Source organism: Pseudomonas sp. URMO17WK12:I9 (assembly GCF_900230165.1).
Classification (GTDB): Bacteria; Pseudomonadota; Gammaproteobacteria; order Pseudomonadales; family Pseudomonadaceae; genus Aquipseudomonas; species Aquipseudomonas fulva.
On the sequence record NZ_OCMQ01000004.1, the window covers coordinates 344955 to 366353 of the forward strand.

Below are 21399 nucleotides of genomic sequence, written 5' to 3' on the forward strand. Positions count from 1 at the left end.
GCCGATGCGCATCGTCGGCCCTTTTTTTCGCCTGTGAACTATTCGAACAAGGCATCCAGCGCCTGCTCAAGGCGCGTCACAGCGATGACCTGCAACCCTGCAGGCGCCTCCTTGGGTGCATTGCCCTTGGGCACGATGGCACGCTTGAAGCCGTGCTTGGCAGCCTCCTTGAGCCGCTCCTGGCCACTGGGTACAGGCCGCACCTCACCCGACAGGCCGATTTCCCCGAACACCAGCAGGCCATGGGCCAGCGGCCGATTGCGCAGGCTGGACATGACCGCAGCGAGTAACGCCAGGTCCGAAGCCGTTTCCAACACTTTCACACCGCCCACCACGTTCAGGAACACATCCTGATCGTGGGTCGGGATGCCCCCATGCCGGTGCAGAACGGCCAGCAGCATGGCCAGACGGTTCTGATCCAGGCCCAGGGTGACGCGGCGCGGGTTGGCCAGGTGGCTGTCATCGACCAGGGCCTGGACCTCGACCAGCATCGGCCGGGTACCTTCCCAAGTGGCCATCACGACGCTGCCAGGGACTTCTTCCTGGGTGCGATTGAGAAAGATCGCCGAGGGGTTGGAGACCTCTTTCAAACCCCGGTCGGTCATGCCGAACACGCCCAGCTCGTTTACCGCGCCGAAGCGGTTCTTCACCGCTCGCAGCAGCCGCAGGCGACCGTCGGATTCGCCCTCGAAATACAACACGGTATCGACCATGTGCTCCAGCACCCGCGGGCCTGCCAGCGAGCCCTCCTTGGTCACGTGGCCCACCAGGAAGATCGCTGTGCCACTTTGCTTGGCATAACGCACCAGCAGCGCCGTACTTTCACGCACCTGCGCCACCCCGCCCGGGGCGGATTGCAACTGTTCGGTGAAAATGGTCTGGATGGAGTCGATCACCATTACCCGTGGCTTTTCCTGACGGGCGGTGGCGATGATGGTTTCGATGCAGGTTTCGGTCATGACCTTGAGCTGGTCCTGGGGAAGGCCCAGACGCCGGGAGCGCATGGCCACCTGCTGCTGGGATTCCTCGCCAGTGACGTACAACGCCGGCATGCCGACGGCGATATTGCACAGGGTCTGCAGCAGAATCGTCGATTTGCCGATCCCTGGATCGCCACCGATCAAGACCACGGAGCCATCGACCAGGCCACCGCCCAGCACACGGTCGAGCTCGGTGCTGCTGGTGGTGAAGCGCGGTATCTCCTCGACGCTGACCTCAGCCAGGGTCTTGATCTGCGCCTGCTGCCCTGTCCAGCCGGCGCGGCCCGTGCTGGGGGCTGCGGCGCCGCCGCTCTCGATCATGGTTTCGACCAGCGTGTTCCAGGCGCCACACTCGCCACACTGGCCAGCCCATTTCGGAAAAGTCGCGCCGCACTCGGTGCAGCCATACAAGCGCTTGGCCTTGGCCATGGGTGAGTGCCTCCGGGCAAAACCTGCATGATACCCGAGCCTGACCGTGTCCCGAATGCCTTGGGATGCGACAAAACTATTCGGTGCGACAGAAGTCACTACCCCTGAATGCAGCGCATGAAGCGTTTAAGTGGCTTACACTGCGTTTACCTCACCATTTGTTACAAAGGAATCGAAACATGGGCATGATCAGTGAGTTCAAGGCCTTCGCGGTCAAAGGCAATGTCGTCGACATGGCGGTAGGTATCATCATCGGCGCGGCCTTCGGCAAGATCGTCTCGTCCTTCGTCGGCGACGTGGTCATGCCACCACTGGGCCTGCTGATCGGCGGCGTTGACTTCAGCGACCTGGCCATCACCTTGAAGGCGGCGCAAGGCGACGTCCCGGCCGTGGTGCTGGCCTATGGCAAGTTCATCCAGACCGTGATCGATTTCGTGATCATCGCCTTTGCGATCTTCATGGGCGTCAAAGCCATCAATCGGCTCAAGCGCGAAGAGGCCGTGGCGCCAAGCGTGCCGCCGGCGCCGTCGCCCGAGCAGACCCTGCTCACCGAGATCCGCGACCTGCTCAAGGCTCAGAACCGGCCCTGAAGCTCACCGTTACAGGCTGCAGGAAGCGGCGAACCTCCATGCACCGCTTCACCCCTGTAGCCTGTAGCGGCACGTCGGCTACCAGTACGTCTCGACGGCCACCTGGCCCGGCCGTTTGCTAAGGCTCAACTGCAGGTCGCGGGCCTTGAGCACCTTGCGCGTTTCATCGATCATCTCAGGGTTGCCGCACAGCATGATTCGCGAGTGCTCGGGTGACAGCTCAAGCCCCGCGGCTTTTTCCAGCTCGCCGTTTTCGATCAATGTGGTGATGCGCTGATTCAGGGCGCCTGGATGTCGCTCACGCGTCACGACCGGGATGAACTGCAACTTGCCGGCATGCTCGGCCAGGTACTCACGCTGTTCCAAGCCAGCGATTTCATTCAGATAGGCCAACTCCCTGGCCTCTCGCACCGAATACACCAGTTTGATGTTGTCGAAGCGTTCCCAGGCTTCGAAGTCCTGCAGAATCGACATGAAAGGCGCAATGCCTGTACCCGTGGCCAGCAACCACAGGTCGCGTCCGTCGACAAAGCGGTCAAGGGTGAGAAAGCCGAAGGCCTGACGCTCCACCAATAGCGTATCGCCCTCACCCAGTCGGCTAAGCTCACTGGTGAACTCACCGCCCGGCACTACGATTGAAAAGAAATCCAGGTATTCATCGTGGGGTGCGCTGACCATGGAATAGGCGCGCCAAACCACACTGCCATCCGCCTTGGCCACGCCCAGGCGTGCAAATTGACCGGAGCGAAAGCGAAAACCCGCATCCCGGGTAACCCGCAGGCTGAAGAGGTTCGGCGTGAGCGGCTGAACATCGAGCAAGGTCTGGCGGGTGAATTTTTCGTCGCTGGCGGTCATGTCGGGCTCCATGTCTTGGGTCCCTACAGTGTCGCGCAAAGCGCCCGGGATAAAAACCACTGGGTTTTTGCGGCTTCAAGAGCTGTACAAAGGTAATCAGAAATACAGCACAGTTATAGCGAAAAAGATGAACACAGTGATCTGGATCTATCTACACTGGTCACGTACCCATATGGACTGGGCCGCGTCGCCCTTGGAGATTGGCATGTTTCACTGGAACCCCGAGCACCTGCACGCCCTGGTGAGCGAGCGTAGTCCTCGGAAGCTGTTCGACATCGCGGTGCATCTCGCTCAGGACATGGATTTCGAATTTTTGGGCCTCAAGCTTCGCATCCAGATCGCCACCCAGACACCTCGCCATTACTTGTACAGCAATTATCCCAAGGCCTGGATCGAACGCTACCAGCACGAAGAGTTCTACAAGCAGGACGCCGCGGCTGCGCTCAGCCACAACTCGACCAACCCTGTGGTATGGAGCGACGAGGTCTACCGCGAGGCACCGCATTTTCGCGAAGCGGCCTGCGAGCATGGCCTGCGTCATGGCTGGACCCAGTCCTTGCATGATCTGCAGCACAACGAAAGCCAAATGAGTGTGTCCCGGCCGCTACGCAAGGTCGAGACCGCCGAGCTGTTCGAAAAAGCCGGTGCCATCCAGTGGTTGTGCCATACCGTACATGCGGTGCTGAGCGCCCATCACCTCGATGCACTGTGCCCATCCCAACCCAAGATGAGCGAACGGGAACTGGAAGTGCTGAAGTGGTCTGCGGCCGGCAAGACGGCTGCCGATGTCGCCTGCATCCTGTCGCTGTCGCAGAGTACGGTGAACTTTCATATTCGCAGCGTGATCACCAAGACCAATGCCGCCAACAAGGCAGGCGCCGTCGCCATTGCCGCGTTGCGCGGCTGGATCTGACGCCAGGGCCTGCGAGCCCAGCCAAAGCCCTGTAGAATCGCTCGACCAGGCCTGCAGCGAACGGTTGCGGGCAGCTTTGTACCCGAGCCAGATTGCCATGCCCCTGTTGACCACGCCCTTCGCCGAACTCGATCTGATCCGCCAGCCAGACCAGGCCAACGACCCCTTGCAGGCCTTTGACGCCGCCGATGAGTACCTGCTCGAACAATTGCATGCCCAGGCATTGCCAGGCGGCAGCCGTGTGCTGGTGCTCAACGACAGTTTCGGGGCGCTGGCGGTGAGCCTTGCCGGACACATGCAGGTGACCAGCAGCGGCGACTCCTACCTTGCTCAACTCGCGCTAGGCAAGAACCTGGCACGTAACGGCCTGCCTGCGGACAGCGTTTCGTTCGTGCCTGCCTGCCACACCTGGCAAGGCCCCTTCGATCGGGTAGTGATCAGAGTGCCCAAGACGCTTGCCTTGCTCGAAGAGCAACTCATTCGGCTGCAAGGGCACCTGGCCCCAGGAGCGCTGGTGATCGCCGGGGCCATGATCAAGCACCTTCCCCATGCCGCCGGCGACCTGCTGGAGAAGTATGTCGGACCTATGCAAGCCTCGCTGGCACGTAAAAAAGCCCGGCTGCTGACCGCCACGGTGGAGGCGCGTCCCGCCTTCACCTCGCCCTACCCCAGCCGCTATCGCCTGGAATCGCCACCGCTGGAACTGCTCAACCATGCCAATGTCTTCTGTCGTGAAGGCCTGGACATTGGTACGCGGGCGTTTCTTCCGCATTTGCCGGACAACCTGGGCAATGCCCGGGTCGCAGACCTGGGTTGCGGCAACGGCGTGCTGGCCATTGCCAGCGCCCTGAAAAATCCAGACGCCCAGTACACCCTGGTGGACGAGTCTTACATGGCCGTACAGTCGGCACGGGAAAACTGGCAGCTTGCGCTGGGCGATCGGCCAGCCGATTTTCTGGCCGTAGACGGCTTGGCCGGCATCGAAAAACAGTCACTGGACGTAGTGCTGTGCAACCCGCCCTTCCACCAGCAGCAAGTGGTGGGTGATGTGCTGGCCTGGCGCATGTTCCAGCAGGCCCGCGAGGCGCTGGTGGTCGGTGGCGCCTTGTATATCGTGGGCAACCGCCACCTGGGCTATCACAGCAAGCTTGCCCGCCTGTTCCGAGGCGTGGAGCAGGTGGCGGCAACGCCCAAGTTCGTGGTGCTCAAGGCACGCAAGTAACTGTCCACAGGTAGCGCACCGCACGGCGTCAGGGTCAGCAGACGCGTATAGCGCGCTACCTGTCGATGCCAGGGCTCAGTGGGTAGTCAACCCGGCTGCGCTCATGAACAGGCGCATCAACCAGGCCGCCACACCCAGCGCGGCCACACTCAACGCCCAGATCAACACCAACCAGCCCAGGCGCTGCCACAGCGGTTTCTTGCCTGCCACGTCCTGCTCATGGGTCATGGTGCAGCCTCCTAGTGATAGCCCTGGTCATGGGTGACCTTGCCACGGAACACGTAGTAGCTCCAGAAGGTGTAACCCAGGATCAGCGGAAGAATGAACAGCGTTCCCACCAACATGAAGCCCTGGCTTTGCGGCGGCGCGGCAGCCTCCCAGATCGAGATCGATGGCGGGATGATATTGGGCCACAGGCTGATGCCCAAGCCGCTGTAACCCAGGAAGATCAGCCCCAGCGTCAGCAAAAACGGCATGTAGTTCGCGCTACGGGCTACTGCCTTGAACAGGTTGTAGAAGGTCAACAGCACCAGGATCGGCACCGGCATGAACCACACCAGGTTGGGCATGCTGAACCAGCGATCGGCAATCTGCGGATAGGCGATTGGCGTCCACAGGCTGACCACACCCATTACAGCCAGCAGCACAAGCGCCAGCGGCCGTCCAAGCTTGTGCATCTGTTCCTGAAGCGGCCCCTCGGTCTTCATGATCAGCCAGGTACACCCTAGCAGCGCGTAGGCCACGATCAGCCCCAAGCCGCAGAACAGGCTGAAGGGTGTCAGCCAGTCCAGCGAGCCACCGGCGTAATGCCGATCCACGACCTTGAAGCCTTCGATGAAGGCGCCCAGCGCCACGCCCTGGAAGAACGTTGCCACCAGAGAGCCCCAGATGAACGCCTTGTCCCACAGATGGCGACCAGCGTCGGTGGCCTTGAAGCGGAACTCGAAGGCCACGCCCCGGAAGATCAGACCGATCAGCATCAGAATCAGTGGCAGATAGAGCGCCTCGAGCACGACGGCATACGCCATCGGGAACGCGCCGAACAGCCCCGCGCCACCCAGCACGAGCCAGGTCTCGTTGCCGTCCCAGACCGGTGCGACCGTGTTCATCATCACGTCGCGGTCACGCTCGTGTTTGACGAAGGGGAAGAGCATGCCAATGCCCAGGTCGAAGCCGTCCATCACCACGTACATCATGACGCCGAAGATGATGATGCCGGCCCAGATCAGTGGAAGATCGATACCCATGGCTCAGTTCCCCTTGCTCAGGTCTGCAGTGGTGGCATCGCTGCCTTCGTCGGCGGCGGACAATGGCCGCGCCGGCGTGCGTTTGCGGCCAGGACCGCCCGGACGCTGCTGATCGCCTTCGCCGGTATGCGGGCCCTTGCGCACCAGGCGCATCATGTAGGCGAACCCTGTGCCGAACAGGGCGAAGTACACCACCACGAACGCCACCAGGGTGAACCCCAGTTGGGCATAGCTGTGGTTGGAGACGCCGTCGGCCGTGCGCATCAGCCCGTAGACCACCCAGGGCTGGCGGCCGATTTCGGTGGTGAACCAGCCGGCGAGGATTGCCAGCAATCCTGAAGGCCCCATCCAGGTCACGAAATGCAGGAACGGCCGCGAGGTGTACAGCTTGCCGCCTTTGCGCAATACAAGGCTCCACACGCCAGCGGCGATCATCAACATGCCCAGCGCCACCATGATGCGGAAGGACCAGAAGATGATGGTGGAGTTGGGCCGGTCTTCAGGCGGGAACTCCTTCAATGCCGGCACCTGCTTGTCCAGGCTGTGGGTGAGAATGAGGCTCCCGAGCACCGGGATCTCGATCTTGAACCGTGTCGTTTCAGCTTGCATGTCCGGGATGCCAAAGAGGATCAACGGGGTAGGCTCGCCAGGAGGGTTCTCCCAATGCCCTTCGATGGCAGCGATTTTCGCCGGTTGATGCTTGAGGGTATTGAGCCCGTGGAAGTCGCCGATCACTGCCTGGATGGGCGCGACGATCAGCGCCATCCACATGGCCATGGAAAGCATCTTGCGCACCGAGGGGTTGTCGCGTCCACGCAGCAGGTGCCAGGCAGCCGATGCCCCCACGAAGAAGGCGGTGGCGACGAATGCCGCCGTGGCCATGTGCATCAGGCGGAACGGGAACGAAGGGTTGAAGATGACCGCGAACCAGTCGACCGGAATCACGCGACCATCGATGATTTCGTGACCTTGCGGGGTATGCATCCAGCTGTTCGAGGCCAGAATCCAGAAAGTGGAAATCAGCGTTCCGAGCGCCACCATGCAGGTGGCGAAGAAATGCAGGCCACGGCCTACGCGGTTCCAGCCAAAGAGCATCACCCCCAGGAAACCTGCCTCGAGGAAGAAGGCGGTCAGCACCTCGTAGGTCAACAGGGGCCCGGTGACCGAACCTGCGAACTCGGAAAAACGGCTCCAGTTGGTGCCGAACTGATAGGCCATGACCAGGCCCGAGACCACGCCCATGCCGAAGTTGACTGCGAAGATTTTCGACCAGAAGTGGTACAGGTCCCGATAGACCTGCCTGTCTGTCTTGAGCCACAACCCTTCGAGCACCGCCAGGTAACTGGCCAGGCCGATAGTGATGGCAGGGAACAGGATATGGAAGGACACGGTAAACGCGAACTGGATCCGGGCAAGATCCAGTGCCTCCAGACCGAACATAGGTGCTACCTCATCAGATAATCCGGCGGTCGGGCACTCGGCCCTGTCGCCCACTGCCCCCACATAGTCGAGTACGGCGTGTTGGAATTGTTCTGTTCGATGTGCAGGGATTGCGGCCAAAGGCCGAAATCGTCGGGGATCGTTGCAAACGCAACGATTGATCCAGGTCAACGATATGAATCAAGCATAGCCCCGAATAGCCCGGTGCGAGGTGTGGTTGTTTGCCGCGTGACCGGTTGCCCCACCCCCTGTTCAGCGGCACCGAAACGGTGTCGGACACGGTAAACAGCAACTATTTGTTACATACAGATGATAGGCTGCGGAGCTTCCCCTGCATCGAGGTCACAGGTGTCCGATGTCCGAGACTGAACCGCCGCTGTTGCGTCACCATCGCCCTTTTCTGGCGTTCTGGCTGGCACGGGTCTTCACCGCCAGCGGATTCCAGATGTTGACCGTGGCGATTGGCTGGCACCTGTATCAGCTGACCGGCAACGTGCTGGACCTGGGACTTGTCGGACTGGTGGAGTTCGCACCCCGTGTGCTGTTCATGCTGCACACCGGCCATGTGGCAGACCGCTATGACCGGCGCAAGGTTGCCGCCCTGTGCCAATGCCTGCAAGGGCTGATCGCACTGGCCCTGGCGCTGGGCAGCGCCACGGATCAGGTCAGCCGCGAACTGATTTTCGTGCTGGCGTTTCTGCTCGGCGCCACCCGTTCGTTCGAGATGCCGGCGACCCAGGCGCTGCTGCCCAACGTCGTGCCCGCGGGCCTGTTTCCACGGGCGGTCGCCGCGTCGGCCTCTGCGACCCAGTCGGCTACCATTGTGGCGCCCGCCGTGGGCGGCTTCCTGTACGCATTCGGCAGCGGCTGGGTCTACGGCCCGACCGTGGCGTTGTATGCCATAGCCTGTGTGCTGACCCTGAGCCTGCAGGCGCGAGGACAAGTCGTTCAACGGGGCCGTGCCACCGTCGAGTCGCTGCTGGCCGGCATTCGTTTCATTCGCAGCCGGCCGGATATCCTGGGCGCCATCTCGCTGGACCTGTTCGCCGTGCTGCTGGGCGGGGCCACAGCGCTGCTGCCGGTATTTGCCAAGGACATCCTGCTGACAGGGCCGCTGGGGCTCGGGCTGCTGCGTTCGGCGCCCGCAGTAGGCGCGTTGCTGATGTCGGTGTGGTTGGCGCGCTTTCCCTTCGAGCGCAAGGTGGGCCGAACCATGTTCACGGCGGTGGGCGTCTTTGGCGTGGCCACTATCGCGTTCGGCCTGTCCACATCCTTCTGGTTTTCCCTGGCGGTCCTTGTGGTACTGGGCGCTGCCGACATGATCAGCATGGTCATTCGAGGCGCTTTCGTGCAGTTGCATACCCCGGACGAAATGCGCGGGCGCGTCAGCGCCGTCAACGGGCTGTTCATCGGTGCCTCCAATCAGCTCGGCGAATTCGAATCGGGGGTCACCGCGCACTGGTTTGGTACGGTGCCAGCCGTCGTCATGGGTGGGGTGGGCACCTTGGTGGTGACGGGAGTGTGGATAAAACTGTTCCCCACGTTGGCCAACCGGGACCGTTTGCACGAAGACTGAAAGGCCGCCCCAGCGGCCCTGTACGCCAGGCGCACCGGGCGCGGCCAGCCTATTCCCAGACGGCCATAGGCCCCTGCCCGGCATGCTGGTATGATGCGCGGCTTTTTTCTGCCCCATAGAAATCACGGCAGCCGGTACGGTCTGTGCTTTGCTGATGGGGTCGACATATTCATGGCGCCGGGGGCGCCTCGGGGAGCGGGCATGCTGGAAAGGCTGTTTCAACTAAAAGCACACAACACCAATGTGCGCACCGAGATACTGGCGGGCGTCACCACCTTCCTGGCCATGGCCTACATTCTCTTCGTCAACCCGAGCATCCTCGGCGAGACGGGCATGGACAAGGGTGCGCTGTTCGTCGCCACCTGCCTGGCGGCGGCCATTGGCTCGACCACCATGGGCCTGATCGCCAACTACCCGATCGCCTTGGCGCCGGGCATGGGCCTGAACGCGTTCTTCACCTACACCGTGGTGCTGCACATGGGGCACACCTGGCAAGTGGCCCTGGGTGCGGTATTCCTGTCGGCGGTGATGTTCTTCCTGCTGTCGATCTTCCGAATCCGGGAATGGATCGTGAACAGCATTCCCCTGCCCCTGCGCTCGGCCATTGCTGCGGGCATCGGACTGTTCCTAGCGCTGATCGCGCTGCACAATGCGGGCATCGTCGTCGATAACCCTGCAACCCTAGTGGGCATGGGCGACTTGCGTCAGCCGGCACCGATTCTGGCCACACTGGGCTTCTTCCTGATCGTTGGCCTGGAAGCGTTGAAGGTGCGCGGCGCCGTGTTGATCGGCATCCTGGCCGTGACCGTGGCAGCCATTGCCATGGGCGTCACGCCCTTCGGGGGCATCGTGTCCATGCCGCCTTCGCTGGCGCCGACCTTCCTGCAACTGGACATCGCCGGCGCGCTGGACGTGGGCCTGGTGAGCGTCATCTTCGCCTTCCTGTTCGTCGACCTGTTCGACAACTCCGGCACCCTGATCGGCGTGGCCAAACGTGCAGGGCTGATGGGCAAGGATGGCCACATGCCGAAGATGGGCCGTGCCCTGATTGCCGACAGCACCGCCGCCATGGCCGGCTCGCTGCTGGGCACCTCGACCACCACCAGCTATATCGAGTCGGCGGCTGGCGTGAGCGCCGGGGGGCGTACGGGCCTTACGGCCATCGTGGTCGCCGTGCTGTTCCTGCTGGCCCTGTTCTTCGCACCGCTGGCTGGCAGCGTACCGGCCTTCGCCACCGCGCCGGCGTTGCTGTTCGTCGCCGTGCTGATGGCTTCGGGCCTGGCAGAAATCAATTGGGACGACGTCACCGAAGCAGCCCCAGTGGTGGTCACCGCGTTGGCCATGCCGCTGACCTATTCGATCGCCAACGGCATTGCCTTCGGCTTCATTGCCTGGACCGCCGTGAAACTCATTTCCGGGCGTCGCCATGACCTGAACGCGGCCCTGGTGATTCTTTCCATCCTGTTCGTCATCAAACTGGGTTGGTTCAACGCATGAGTGCTGCATTCGACCCTAGCGCCTATGACGCGCAACTGCAGGATAAGACCGCCCGCCTGCGCGAGCTGCTCGCACCTTTCGGTGCGCCGGAGCCCGCCGTCTTCGACTCGCCGCGCGCGCACTATCGCCTGCGTGCGGAATTCCGCCTCTGGCGCGAGGACGGCCAGCGCCACTATGCGATGTTCGCCCCGGGCGAGAAGCACAAGGCTATCTTGATCGACGACTTCCCGATTGCCAGCCAGCGCATCAACGACCTGATGCCGCGCCTGAAGGCGGCCTGGCAGGCCAGCGAGGCTTTGAGCAATCGCCTGTTCCAGGTGGAATTCCTCACCACCCTGGCGGGTGATGCGATGGTCACGCTGTGCTACCACCGCCCACTGGACGAAGCGTGGGAAGTGGCCGCGCGGCAACTGGCCCAAGATCTGGGCGTGAGCCTGATCGGCCGCTCCAAGGGCAAGCGCCTGGTCATCGGCCGTGACTATGCGGTTGAAAAGCTCGACGTGGCCGGCCGTGTGTTCAGCTATCGCCAGCCTGAAGGCGCATTCACCCAGCCCAACGGCGCCGTGAACCAGAAGATGCTGAGCTGGGCCTTCGAGGCCATGGGCGATCGCGATGACGACCTGCTGGAACTGTACTGCGGCAACGGCAACTTCACCTTGCCGCTGGCCACCCGGGTGCGCCAGGTGCTGGCTACCGAAATCAGCAAGACCTCGGTCAACGCCGCACTGAGCAACCTGGCCGAGAACGCTGTGGATAACGTGCGCCTGGTGCGCTTGTCGGCTGAAGAGCTGACCCAGGCGCTGAACGAAGTGCGCCCTTTCCGCCGCCTCGAAGGCATCGATCTGAAAAGCTACGCATTCGGCACGGTCTTCGTTGATCCGCCGCGCGCCGGCATGGACCCGGACACCTGCGAGCTGACCCGACGTTTCGAGCGGATCCTGTACATTTCGTGCAACCCGGAAACACTCGCGGCGAACATTGCCCAGCTCCACGACACCCACCGGATCGAACGCTGCGCGTTGTTCGATCAATTCCCCTACACCCACCACATGGAAAGCGGTGTGCTGCTGGTGCGGCGCTGAGCCTGGACCCTGTGCAGGCCGGGGACGATGAAATTGAATTCAGGCGCCCCGGCCATCTCCAATGCGCTAGACAGCCGCAGGTGCCCTGACACCTGAGGCTGTGTTGAACTAATATTTGTCTTCTTGTTTCACGCTCTGGAGAGCACTCATGGAATGGCGAAAAGGCCGGCGTAGCGACAATGTGGTCGATGCACGGGGTGCAGGTGGCGGTGGCGGTGGTATGCGCTTTGGCGGTGGCAAAGGACTGGGACTTGGCGCCATCTTGCTGATTGTCGGGATCGGCTGGCTGACGGGCCAGGACCCTTTGCAGATCCTTGGTCAATTGACCGGCCAGATGCAGCAGCAAGCGCCTGCCGTGACCGATGGCAAGGCGCCTCCGGCCAATGACCAGCAGGCGGAATTCGTCGCCTCCGTATTGGGCGACACCGAAGACACCTGGCAAGCATTGTTCGCCCAGTCCGGCAAACAGTACAAGGACCCCAAGCTGGTGCTGTTCAACGGTCAGGTGAATTCTGCGTGCGGCTTTGCCACAGCGGCGGTCGGGCCGTTCTACTGCCCGGCGGATCAGCAGGTGTACCTGGACATGTCGTTCTTCCGTGAAATGGAAACACGCTTCTCGGCTGCTGGCGACTTCGCCCAGGCGTACGTGATCGCCCATGAAATCGGCCACCATGTGCAGACGCTGCTTGGCGTGTCGGCCAAGGTGGACGCGGCACGGCGTAGCGGCCAGCGCATGGAAGGCAGCAATGGCCTACTGGTGCGCCAGGAACTGCAAGCCGACTGCTTTGCTGGCGTGTGGGCCTACCAGGCACAGAAACGCCTGAACTGGTTGGAACCTGGCGATGTGGAGGAAGCGCTCAATGCCGCCAACGCCATCGGTGACGACCGACTGCAGCAGCAGGGTCAAGGGCGCGTGGTGCCGGACTCGTTCACCCATGGCACCTCGGCCCAACGCGTGCGCTGGTTCAAGGCCGGGTTCGCCGAAGGCGACGTCGACAGCTGCGACACCTTCAGCGCGCGTACTCTCTGAAGGTGCTCAGCGTTGCGTCCTGATTGATTCGTCCATTGCAGCACCTGTGGTCGCTGAAACGCGCCGTATCGCCCCTACGGCTGAAAAAGCGTTTCAGCTTCCTCGCCAACGGCCGATAACTCCAGCACGATTGAGCGGGCAGCCAGAATAACAACGCCTTGCGATCGGAGATCAAGAGAGCGAAAACAACTTCTGGAGTGCGTGCATGAACAGCTGGTTTGCCAATATCAGCGTCAACCTCAAACTCGGCCTGGGCTTCGCCCTGGTGCTGATCCTGACCGGCCTGCTGGCCCTGGTGGGCTGGACGAGCCTGGGCGGTCTCATCGACCGCAGCAACTGGATGAGCGACATCGGCCAGTTGAACAAGGACCTTACCGACCTGCGTATCGCCCGCCTGCAATACATGATCGCCAACGGCGATGATGCCGCGGCTGCCAATACCCTGGCCAAGCTCGATACCTTCAGCAAGCAGCAAGCTTACCTGGAGCACACGTTCAAGAGCCCCGAAAACGTCAAGCTGCTGGGCGAACTGGGCGACATCATCAGTGCCTACAAGGTATCGCTGTCCAAGATGCGCCAGGGTTACGACGCCAGTCGTGCCGCACGCGCCGCCATGACCCGCGCCGGTAGCCAGGCGGACCAGGCCATGGAAGCCTTGAGCCAGGAAGTCATGGCTCGGCCCGAGGCCGACAGCGTGCGCCTTGCGCAGTACCAACTGATCAGCAAGGCCCGCCAGCAATTGATGCAGGTGCGCATCGATGTGCGCGGCTACATCGCCGACAACACGGCGGACAATGAACAGGCGGCTCTGCGCCAGCTCGATGCGGCGCTCGCGGTGGTCGATAGTCTCAAGCGCGAGCTGTCCGGCCCAAGCGACCGGGTGCAACAGCTCGAGCGCGCAGTCACCGACTACCGTGAAGCTACGCGTCAATTCCGCGATGCCGTGACCACCATTACCGGTGCTCGCGCCGAGATGACGGTCCAGGGCGCGGACATCGTCAAGCACAGCGATGCGCTGTACAAGATCCAGCTGGAGCGTCGCGATGTCGAAAGCAGCCAGGCGCGCACCTTGCAGACCATCGCTACCCTGCTGGCGTTGCTGGTGGGTATCGTGGCCGCCGTCCTGATCACCCGGCAGATCACCCGGCCGTTGCAGGACACCTTGGCGGCGGTCGAGAAAATCGCCAGCGGCGACCTGACCCAACAGTTGCATGTCACCCGCCGCGACGAGTTGGGGGTGCTGCAGCAAGGCATTGCCCGCATGGGCACGACCCTGCGCGAGCTGATCGGGGGCATTCGCGATAGTGTGACCCAGATCGCCAGCGCTGCCGAGGAGCTGTCGGCCGTGACCGAACAGACCAGTGCCGGTGCCAATAGCCAGAAAGTCGAGACCGACCAAGTGGCCACCGCAATGCATGAGATGGCCGCCACGGTTCAGGAGGTGGCACGCAATGCCGAACAGGCTTCGCAGGCGGCGACAGGTGCCGATGGCGAGGCGCGGGCCGGGGATCGGGTGGTGGGCGAGGCGATCAGCCAGATCGAGCGCCTGGCGCAGGACATGCACCGCTCCACCGAGGCCATGACTGCGTTGCAGCAGGAAAGCCAGAAGATCGGCAGCGTCATGGACGTGATCAAATCGGTGGCCGAGCAGACCAACCTGCTGGCCCTCAACGCGGCCATCGAGGCGGCACGTGCAGGCGAAGCCGGACGCGGTTTTGCCGTGGTGGCAGACGAAGTGCGCGGGCTGGCTCAGCGCACGCAGAAGTCGACCGAGGAAATCGAGGAGCTGATCGCCAGCCTGCAGCACGGCACCCAGCAGGTAGCCAATGCCATGCAGGGCAGCCGCGCCTTGACCGACAGCAGTGTCGACCTGGCGCGCAAGGCCGGTGAGTCGCTGGAGAACATCACAGGCACCGTGTCGAGCATCCAGTCGATGAACCAGCAGATTGCCGCCGCAGCCGAGCAGCAGAGCGCGGTTGCCGAAGAGATCAGCCGCAGCATTCTGAATGTGCGTGATGTGTCGGAGCAGACGGCCTCTGCCAGCGACGAGACGGCGGCGTCGAGCGTTGAGCTGGCGCGCCTGGGGGGCGAGTTGCAGATGCTGGTCAGCCGGTTCCGCGTTTGACCTGAGGCAGTGGGTTGGGCGTGGTGGCCCGTAGCAGAGGCCGCACAACGGCCTCTGCTGTTGCCGCAAGCCTCAGCCATTGGCTGAGTGCTCGCACTTCGGCGCGCCAGCAACCGGCGCGCCATCAGCCCTTCACTTCACCACCATCCCTACTCCACGGCCACGCGGGTCGGACGCGGTCTCAAGCGTCTGTCCGTTGACCCGAATGGCCTGGATGTCGCCCATCTCCCAGCCTTGGTCCTCCAGCACGTAACCCATCTTTTTCAGATCAGCAGCCACCTGCCCGGTTAGCGGCGCATAGCTGTCGAAATAGATCGTGTCCTTGGGCAGCAACTGGTGGTGGACCCGCTGCGCAGCCACTGCCTTGTCCAGCGGCATGCCGTAGTCATACAGGTTGTTCATCACCTGGAAGATCGAGGTGAAAATGCGCGACCCACCCGGTGTGCCGATCACCAGCTCCACTTTGCCGTCACGGGTCATGAGGCTGGGGCTCATGGAAGACAGCATGCGCTTGCCCGGCTCGATGGCATTGGCATCGCCACCGATCACGCCGAACGCATTGGCGGCACCCGGCTTGGCGCTGAAGTCGTCCATCTCGTCATTGAGCAGGAACCCGGCACCTTTGACCACCACGCCACTGCCGTAGTCGAGGTTGAGCGTGTAGGTGTTGCTGACCGCATTGCCGGCCTTGTCGACGATGGAAAAATGCGTGGTCTGGTGCGGCTCCAGCCCGGGCTTGACCTGATCGGTAGCGGAAATGGCCTTGGGATTGACCTGAGCCGCACGCTTGGCCAGGTAATCCTTGGCCACCAACTGATCCACGGGCACTTTTGTGAAAGCCGGGTCACCGAGGTAGTCGGCCCGGTCGGCGAAAACGCGTTTTTCAATCTCGGCCAACAGGTGGATGTACTGCGCAGAGTTGTGCGCCACACCCTTGAAATCGGCGGCACGGTCCTCCTTGATGCCCAGCAGCTGGGCCAGGGCAACGCCACCGGAACTGGGCGGGGGCGCGGTGTACACGACATTGCCGCGCCAGCTGACGGCCATGGGCTCACGCCACACGGCCTTGTAGTCCTTGAGGTCCTGCTTGGTGATCAGCCCCTTGTCGGCCTGCATCTGCGCCACCAGCAGGTCGGCGGTCTTGCCCTGGTAGAACTCGCTCACGCCCTTGTCGGCGATGCGCTCGAGGGTCTGGGCCATCTCGGGTTGCTTGAACAGCTCGCCCACCTTCATGCTGCCGAAGTAGTCGTTGAAGTTGGTGGCGGTCTTGAACATGCCTTGGGCATCGTTGCGGTACTGATACTGCTTGTCGGCGACCTTGAAGCCGTTTTTGGCGTAGCCGATGGCCGGTGTCAGCAGCTCGCTCCACGGTAGCTTGCCGAACTTGCGATGGGCCTCCCACAAGCCCATCACCGTGCCTGGCACGCCTGCAGCACGGGCACCCACCAGGCTCAGGTTCTCGATCACTTCGCCTTTGTCATCCAGGTACATGTTGCGCGTGGCCGCCTTGGGCGCCACTTCACGGTAGTCAAGGAAGTAGGGCTTGCCGTCCACGAACAACGTCATGAAGCCCCCACCGCCAATGTTGCCGGCTTCGGGGTAAGTCACTGCCAGCGTGAATGCGGTGGCTACCGCGGCATCGACCGCGTTGCCGCCTTTTTTCAGGATATCGGCGGCTACCTGGGCGCCGTACTGATCAGGCGCGGCGACAGCCCCGCCCTCCAGGGCAACGGCGTACACCGATGAGCTGCCCAACAGCGCGGCTGCCAGAGCCAGGTACTGGAAAGGGACGCTACGCATGACACATTCCTTGGGTGTTGTTCTTGTGGGACCGTCAGTAAGACCCAAGCGTCAGGCCTGTGCAATCTCATCGTCCATGACGCGCCGCCCCTAGGCAGCAGATGTCGCGTTCAGGCAACTGAACAGGCGTAGATGGCCAACTTGCGCTGGATGAAATCCAGGAAGCATTGAATGCGCAGGGCCAGCTGGGTATTGCGGTAGTACACCGCATGGATGGGCTGACGATGGCCGTTGTTGGCCTGGGGCAGCACGACCTGAAGGCGGCCGCTGCGAATGTCTTCGTGGGTCATGAAGTGCGACAGGCTGACGATGCCCTCCCCGGCCAGCGCCAGTTGTCGCAGCGTCTCGCCGCTGGAAGCGACCAGCGTAGGCCGAATGGTCCAGTGTTCGCCCTGGGCATGGCGCAGGGGCCACTGGTTCAGCGTCTCGGGTTGACTGAAGCCAAGCAGGCAGTGATCGGCCAGATCCTCGACCCGCTGGGGGGTGCCGTGACGCGCCAGATAAGCCGGGCTGGCGAGCACCTGCACCGGGCTGCAACCCAGGTTGCGCGCGTGCAGGCTGGAATCGGCCAGCTCACCGATGCGGATGGCCACGTCGGTACTGTGCTCAAGCAGGTCGATGATCAAATCGTCGGTGTTGAGCTCCAGGTCGATGCCGGGGTACTGCTGCCGGAACTCGCCTATCCAGGGCACGATGGCGTGAAGCATGAATGGCGTGGCCGCGTTGACCCGCAGGCGACCGATGGGCGTCTGCCGGTTCATCGCCAGGCGCTCTTCCAGCTCGTCCATCTGCCGCAGCACCTGCCTTGCCTGTTCGAGAAAGAACCGCCCCTCCTCGGTCAGGTCCATGCGCCGGGTGGTGCGGTTGACCAGCGTGGTGCCCAGCTTGGCCTCAAGGCGCGCCAGGGTTCGGCTGACCGCCGAGGGCGTCTGGCCCATTTGCGCGGCCGCTGCAGAGATCGACCCACAGTCGATGACGGCGACGAACACCTGGAGTTCTTCGGATCGGGTTTTCACATCAAGGCCTGCGGGTAGAGTTGCCAGGGTCTAGATAGCCGCTTGCGCAAGGGAAGTCCAGCAGTGCCATCAAGGCAGATGTCTACCGAGCCTTGCCAAACACCCGCTCCAGGTGCGCTTGATAGGCCGCCAGCGCTGCCGGGACATCCGGGCGCTTCATGACGTCGGTGGCCAGGAAGGTCGGCAAGCCGCTCATGCCCAGGAACTGCTGCGCCTTGTGGAAGGGGAAGTACACCGCATCCACACCTTTGCCCTCGAAGAAGTCGTCAGCCTCGTCGAACGCCTGCTGCGGTGCATTCCACGTGAGCGACAGCATGTACTGTTTGCCTTGAATGAGCCCACCACTGCCGTACTTCTGCGTGTGATCCGAGCGGGTACGACCATCGCTGGCATACAGGCTGCCGTGCCCGGCAGTGAAGACCTCATCGATGTACTTCTTGACGGTCCAGGGCGCGCCCATCCACCAGCCTGGCATCTGGTAGATCACCACGTCAGCCCAGAGGAATTTCTCCACCTCCTCCTGGACGTCATAGCCCCCGTCGATGAAGGTCTGGCGCACGTCGAAACCTGCACGGTCAAGGTGCGCCAGTGCGGCCTCATGCAGGGTGCTATTGAGCTGGCCTGCGGAATGGGCAAACTGTTTGCCGCCGTTGAGTAGCAAGATGTTTTTCATGGGGGCCTCCCGGACCTGATCACTGATTGCAGGCAGGTTAAGGTCAGGCGCAGTTGGGAAACAGCCAATCAACAGCAAAATACATTTGACTCAAGATCACGAATCGACCGGGATTATTGCTTTAATCTTTGGCACTTACGAAGCAGGAGACCCTCATGAACGAGCAATACGCCTTCATTCTCAAAGCCAAGACACGCCCGGAAATGGCAGAAGCCTTCGAGCAACTGTTCCGGCCCTATGTCGAGCCCAGCCGACAAGAACCCGGCTGTGTCGAATACCACATGCTGCGCGATCAGCAGGACCCGAGCCTGTTCGTGTTCTTCGAAGTCTGGGCGAACAAGGCGGCACTGGATGTGCACTCGGCCCTGCCGCACATGGCTGCTTTTTTCGACCGGCGCATGGATTACCTGGAGCGCGACTTCGAGGTCCAACGGGTCGACATGCTCAGCGACTCATCCGCTAACCGTTGATCAGCAAATGCACGCCCAGCAGCATCAGGCCCACCAAGAAACAGCGGCGGAACACCTGTGCGCTGACGCGTCGGCGCAGCCACTGGCCCGCCTGCATGCCAAGCAGGGCGGGCACCACCAGCAGTAAAGAAGCACCCAGCGCCGGGCCGCCGAGTGCGCCTTGCCCGGCAAGGCCCACAGCCAGCGCCAGGGTGGACACCGTAAATGCCAGCCCAAGGGCCTGAATCATCTCGTCACGGCTAAGCCCAAGGCTTTGCAGGTACGGCACTGCCGGCATCACGAACACACCCGTGGCCGCACTGATCACTCCGGTAGCCAGGCCGCAGACAGGGCCGAGCCACCCTTCGCGTTTCCGGGCAATGCGCAAGGCCGGCCCAGCCAGTCCATAAACGGCATAGAGAATCAGTGCGCCTCCCAGTGCATGCGCGGCCCAGGGGCCACTGCTGATGCCCAGCCACGCACTGCCCAGCAAGGTACCGATAAAGATCATGGCCAGCATCGGGCCCAGCCTGCGCAGCAACGCTCGCAAATGCCCTCCTGCCGCCAATTGCCAGAGATTGGTGACGGTGGATGGGACGATCAGTAACGCAGCAGCCTGCGCGGGCGGCAGAGCCATGCCCAGCAGCCCCATGGCCACGGTCGGCAGGCCGAGCCCGATCACGCCCTTGACGGCACCTGCCAGAACAAAGGTGGCAAACACCAGCGCAGTCAGCAGTAGGCCAAGGTCTTGGTAAAACGCTGTAAATGTCATCATGTGCCCATCATGGCCAATGCATGACGCGCTGAACATCTGTCATATTCGTGGTCAGCCTCTTGCCTGGACAGAGCCACGTGCATTTTGATCTTGTTGACCTGACCCTATTCCGGCACGCTGTCGAGTGTGGAAACATCACCGCCGGTGCTGGGCGTAGCCACTTGTCGCTGCCAGCAGCCAGCGCCCGGATTCGTGCCATGGAGGCGTCCCTGGGCGTTGCACTCCTGCTGCGCAATCGCCGAGGTGTCAGCCCCACGCCCGCCGGGCAGGCATTGCTGCAACATGCCCGGCTCATCGCCCAGCAGGTCGAGCGCTTGCAATTCGACCTGGGTCAGTACGCGCAGGGGCATCAAGGCCAGGTGCGCTTGCTGAGCAACACCGCGGCCCTGACCCAATACCTGCCCGAACTGCTGGCGGCCTACCTTGCCCAGAACCCAGGCATGAGCGTGGATGTGCAGGAGTACCCGAGCTTGCGCATCGTGCAGGCCATCACCCAGGGCATGGCCGACCTGGGCATCATCTCCAGCGCAGCACCTAGCGAGCATCTACAGACGCAGCCCTTTCGCGACGACCCGTTGGTACTGGTGACGCCAACGGATCACCCGCTCGTCAACCTTCCCTCGCCGCGCTTCGTCGACAGCCTGGCCCATGGTCACGTCGGCCTCGGGCCGGCCAGTGCCCTGGCGCTTTACCTGGAAGAGCAGGCGCTGCGTGCAGGCCAGCGCATGCGCGTCAGGGTTCGTGCCGAGGGCTTCGAAGGCGTGTTGCGCATGGTCGCAGGAGGTGCCGGCGTCGGGGTCGTGCCCTTGGCGGCGGTGCAGCGCTGGCAAGGGGTGTTGCCGCTGCGGGCCATGGCACTGCAGGAACCCTGGGCTAACCGGAAGTTGCTGTTGTGCGCGCGCGACTTTGCGGCCCTGCCAGGCTACGCAGCGGCATTGGTCAGCGTATTCGCCGGGTGTGCCTGAAACTTCTTGTCGCGCAGCCAGGTCAGTGGCAAGAGCGCCGGTGCCTGCGGCTTTACCGGCCACCAAGACTGCAACAGAATGCGCGACAACGCCCCACCAAAAAGGACTTGCCAGTGGCCTCGATCTACCAGCTCAAACCCCGTTTCCAGGCCCTGCTGCGGCCTCTGGTGCAGCGCCTGTACGACAGGGGCGTGACGGCCAACCAGGTCACGCTCACCGCTGCCGTCATCTCCGTTGCGCTAGGGCTGCTGCTGGCGGCCCTGCCCCACCTTCACGGGTTGTTCATCCTGGTGCCCATATGGATGCTGCTGCGCATGGCGCTCAACGCCATCGACGGCATGCTGGCACGGGAATTTGGCCAGCAATCCACCCTTGGCGCCTATCTGAACGAGCTGTGCGACGTGATCGCCGATGCCGCCCTGTACCTGCCGTTCGCCCTCTTGGTAGGCGTGTGGCCGCCGCTGGTGGTGATGGTGGTGCTACTGGCGACGATCAGCGAATACGCTGGCGTGATGGGGCCCTTGGCAGGTGCCTCGCGCCGCTATGACGGGCCCATGGGCAAGAGCGACCGCGCCTTCGCCTTTGGTGTACTGGGTACCGGTGTCGCCCTGGATGTGCTTGACGGTACCTGGATCAATGGTTTGCTGCTTGTGGTCCTGGCGCTCTGCCTCTATACCCTCTACAACCGGGTGCGTCGCGGGCTGGCTGAAACCCGCTGAGTCTTCGCCCGTCGCA

The 21399-nt window shown here is 62.6% G+C and carries 20 protein-coding genes; 11 read left to right on the forward strand and 9 right to left on the reverse strand.

Annotated elements, in window-relative coordinates; genetic code table 11:
* Nucleotides 1-38 precede the first annotated feature (38 nt).
* Nucleotides 39-1409 (reverse strand): DNA repair protein RadA, encoded by a 1371-nt coding sequence (radA, locus tag CRP40_RS11840; RefSeq protein ID WP_023534442.1) that lies wholly within the window; start codon nucleotides 1407-1409, stop codon nucleotides 39-41.
* A gap of 179 nt (nucleotides 1410-1588) precedes the next feature.
* Here radA and mscL point away from each other — a divergent pair, with 179 nt between their 5' ends.
* Nucleotides 1589-1999, forward strand: a complete 411-nt coding sequence (mscL, locus tag CRP40_RS11845) for a large-conductance mechanosensitive channel protein MscL (protein ID WP_023534347.1) — start codon at nucleotides 1589-1591, stop codon at nucleotides 1997-1999.
* 78 nt (nucleotides 2000-2077) lie between these two features.
* Here mscL and CRP40_RS11850 read toward each other — a convergent pair whose 3' ends face one another.
* Entirely contained in the window at nucleotides 2078-2854 is a 777-nt protein-coding gene (locus tag CRP40_RS11850; RefSeq protein ID WP_027914392.1) for a ferredoxin--NADP reductase, read from the reverse strand.
* Nucleotides 2855-3059: 205 nt separating this feature from the next.
* Between CRP40_RS11850 and CRP40_RS11855 the strand changes: the two genes are divergently transcribed.
* Together CRP40_RS11855 and CRP40_RS11860 are read left to right on the forward strand one after the other, a co-directional pair.
* Nucleotides 3060-3767, forward strand: a complete 708-nt coding sequence (locus tag CRP40_RS11855) for an autoinducer binding domain-containing protein (RefSeq protein ID WP_027914391.1) — start codon at nucleotides 3060-3062, stop codon at nucleotides 3765-3767.
* Nucleotides 3768-3864: 97 nt separating this feature from the next.
* A complete protein-coding gene (locus CRP40_RS11860) occupies nucleotides 3865-4989 on the forward strand; it encodes a methyltransferase (protein WP_027914390.1) in 1125 nt (374 codons plus the stop codon).
* A gap of 75 nt (nucleotides 4990-5064) precedes the next feature.
* Here the strand turns inward: CRP40_RS11860 and CRP40_RS11865 are convergent, their stop codons facing one another.
* From CRP40_RS11865 to CRP40_RS11875, 3 genes are read right to left on the reverse strand one after another with little or no spacing between them, the layout of a single operon-like run.
* Entirely contained in the window at nucleotides 5065-5217 is a 153-nt protein-coding gene (locus CRP40_RS11865) for a DUF2474 domain-containing protein (RefSeq protein WP_033695023.1), read from the reverse strand.
* Between the two features lie 11 nt (nucleotides 5218-5228).
* A complete protein-coding gene (gene cydB / locus CRP40_RS11870; protein ID WP_027914389.1) occupies nucleotides 5229-6236 on the reverse strand; it encodes a cytochrome d ubiquinol oxidase subunit II in 1008 nt (335 codons plus the stop codon).
* A gap of 3 nt (nucleotides 6237-6239) precedes the next feature.
* Nucleotides 6240-7676, reverse strand: a complete 1437-nt coding sequence (locus CRP40_RS11875) for a cytochrome ubiquinol oxidase subunit I (protein ID WP_027914388.1) — start codon at nucleotides 7674-7676, stop codon at nucleotides 6240-6242.
* Between the two features lie 355 nt (nucleotides 7677-8031).
* Here CRP40_RS11875 and CRP40_RS11880 point away from each other — a divergent pair, with 355 nt between their 5' ends.
* From CRP40_RS11880 to CRP40_RS11900, 5 genes are all read left to right on the forward strand, one after another.
* A complete protein-coding gene (locus CRP40_RS11880; protein ID WP_027914387.1) occupies nucleotides 8032-9252 on the forward strand; it encodes an MFS transporter in 1221 nt (406 codons plus the stop codon).
* Between the two features lie 201 nt (nucleotides 9253-9453).
* Complete coding sequence (locus CRP40_RS11885; RefSeq protein ID WP_027914386.1) at nucleotides 9454-10749, forward strand: NCS2 family permease; 1296 nt, start codon at nucleotides 9454-9456, stop codon at nucleotides 10747-10749.
* Nucleotides 10746-11831 carry a tRNA (uridine(54)-C5)-methyltransferase TrmA gene (gene trmA / locus CRP40_RS11890; RefSeq protein ID WP_027914385.1) on the forward strand — a complete coding sequence of 362 codons (1086 nt, stop codon included), beginning with the start codon at nucleotides 10746-10748 and terminating at the stop codon, nucleotides 11829-11831. Before CRP40_RS11885 ends, trmA begins: the two co-directional genes overlap by 4 nt.
* 148 nt (nucleotides 11832-11979) lie before the next feature.
* A complete protein-coding gene (locus tag CRP40_RS11895; RefSeq protein ID WP_027914384.1) occupies nucleotides 11980-12861 on the forward strand; it encodes a neutral zinc metallopeptidase in 882 nt (293 codons plus the stop codon).
* Nucleotides 12862-13066: 205 nt separating this feature from the next.
* Nucleotides 13067-14986 carry a methyl-accepting chemotaxis protein gene (locus CRP40_RS11900; protein ID WP_027914383.1) on the forward strand — a complete coding sequence of 640 codons (1920 nt, stop codon included), beginning with the start codon at nucleotides 13067-13069 and terminating at the stop codon, nucleotides 14984-14986.
* A 132-nt stretch (nucleotides 14987-15118) separates the two neighbouring features.
* On the opposite strand, the gene ggt is transcribed toward CRP40_RS11900, so the two are convergent.
* From ggt to CRP40_RS11915, 3 genes are all read right to left on the reverse strand, one after another.
* Nucleotides 15119-16786, reverse strand: a complete 1668-nt coding sequence (gene ggt / locus CRP40_RS11905) for a gamma-glutamyltransferase (RefSeq protein WP_027914382.1) — start codon at nucleotides 16784-16786, stop codon at nucleotides 15119-15121.
* Nucleotides 16787-16896: 110 nt separating this feature from the next.
* Complete coding sequence (locus CRP40_RS11910) at nucleotides 16897-17802, reverse strand: LysR family transcriptional regulator (protein ID WP_027914381.1); 906 nt, start codon at nucleotides 17800-17802, stop codon at nucleotides 16897-16899.
* Between the two features lie 82 nt (nucleotides 17803-17884).
* Complete coding sequence (locus CRP40_RS11915) at nucleotides 17885-18475, reverse strand: NAD(P)H-dependent oxidoreductase (protein ID WP_027914380.1); 591 nt, start codon at nucleotides 18473-18475, stop codon at nucleotides 17885-17887.
* Nucleotides 18476-18630: 155 nt separating this feature from the next.
* Here CRP40_RS11915 and CRP40_RS11920 point away from each other — a divergent pair, with 155 nt between their 5' ends.
* Nucleotides 18631-18945: a putative quinol monooxygenase gene (locus tag CRP40_RS11920; RefSeq protein WP_027914379.1), complete on the forward strand. Its 315-nt coding sequence runs from the start codon at nucleotides 18631-18633 to the stop codon at nucleotides 18943-18945.
* On the opposite strand, the gene CRP40_RS11925 is transcribed toward CRP40_RS11920, so the two are convergent.
* Nucleotides 18935-19699, reverse strand: coding sequence for a sulfite exporter TauE/SafE family protein (locus CRP40_RS11925; protein WP_027914378.1), 765 nt, complete (start codon nucleotides 19697-19699; stop codon nucleotides 18935-18937). The two genes, CRP40_RS11920 and CRP40_RS11925, sit on opposite strands and share 11 nt — an antisense overlap.
* 77 nt (nucleotides 19700-19776) lie before the next feature.
* Between CRP40_RS11925 and CRP40_RS11930 the strand changes: the two genes are divergently transcribed.
* Nucleotides 19777-20664, forward strand: coding sequence for a LysR substrate-binding domain-containing protein (locus CRP40_RS11930; protein ID WP_027914377.1), 888 nt, complete (start codon nucleotides 19777-19779; stop codon nucleotides 20662-20664).
* A gap of 113 nt (nucleotides 20665-20777) precedes the next feature.
* Nucleotides 20778-21383: a CDP-alcohol phosphatidyltransferase family protein gene (locus tag CRP40_RS11935; RefSeq protein ID WP_027914376.1), complete on the forward strand. Its 606-nt coding sequence runs from the start codon at nucleotides 20778-20780 to the stop codon at nucleotides 21381-21383.
* The last annotated feature ends 16 nt before the right edge of the window (nucleotides 21384-21399 follow it).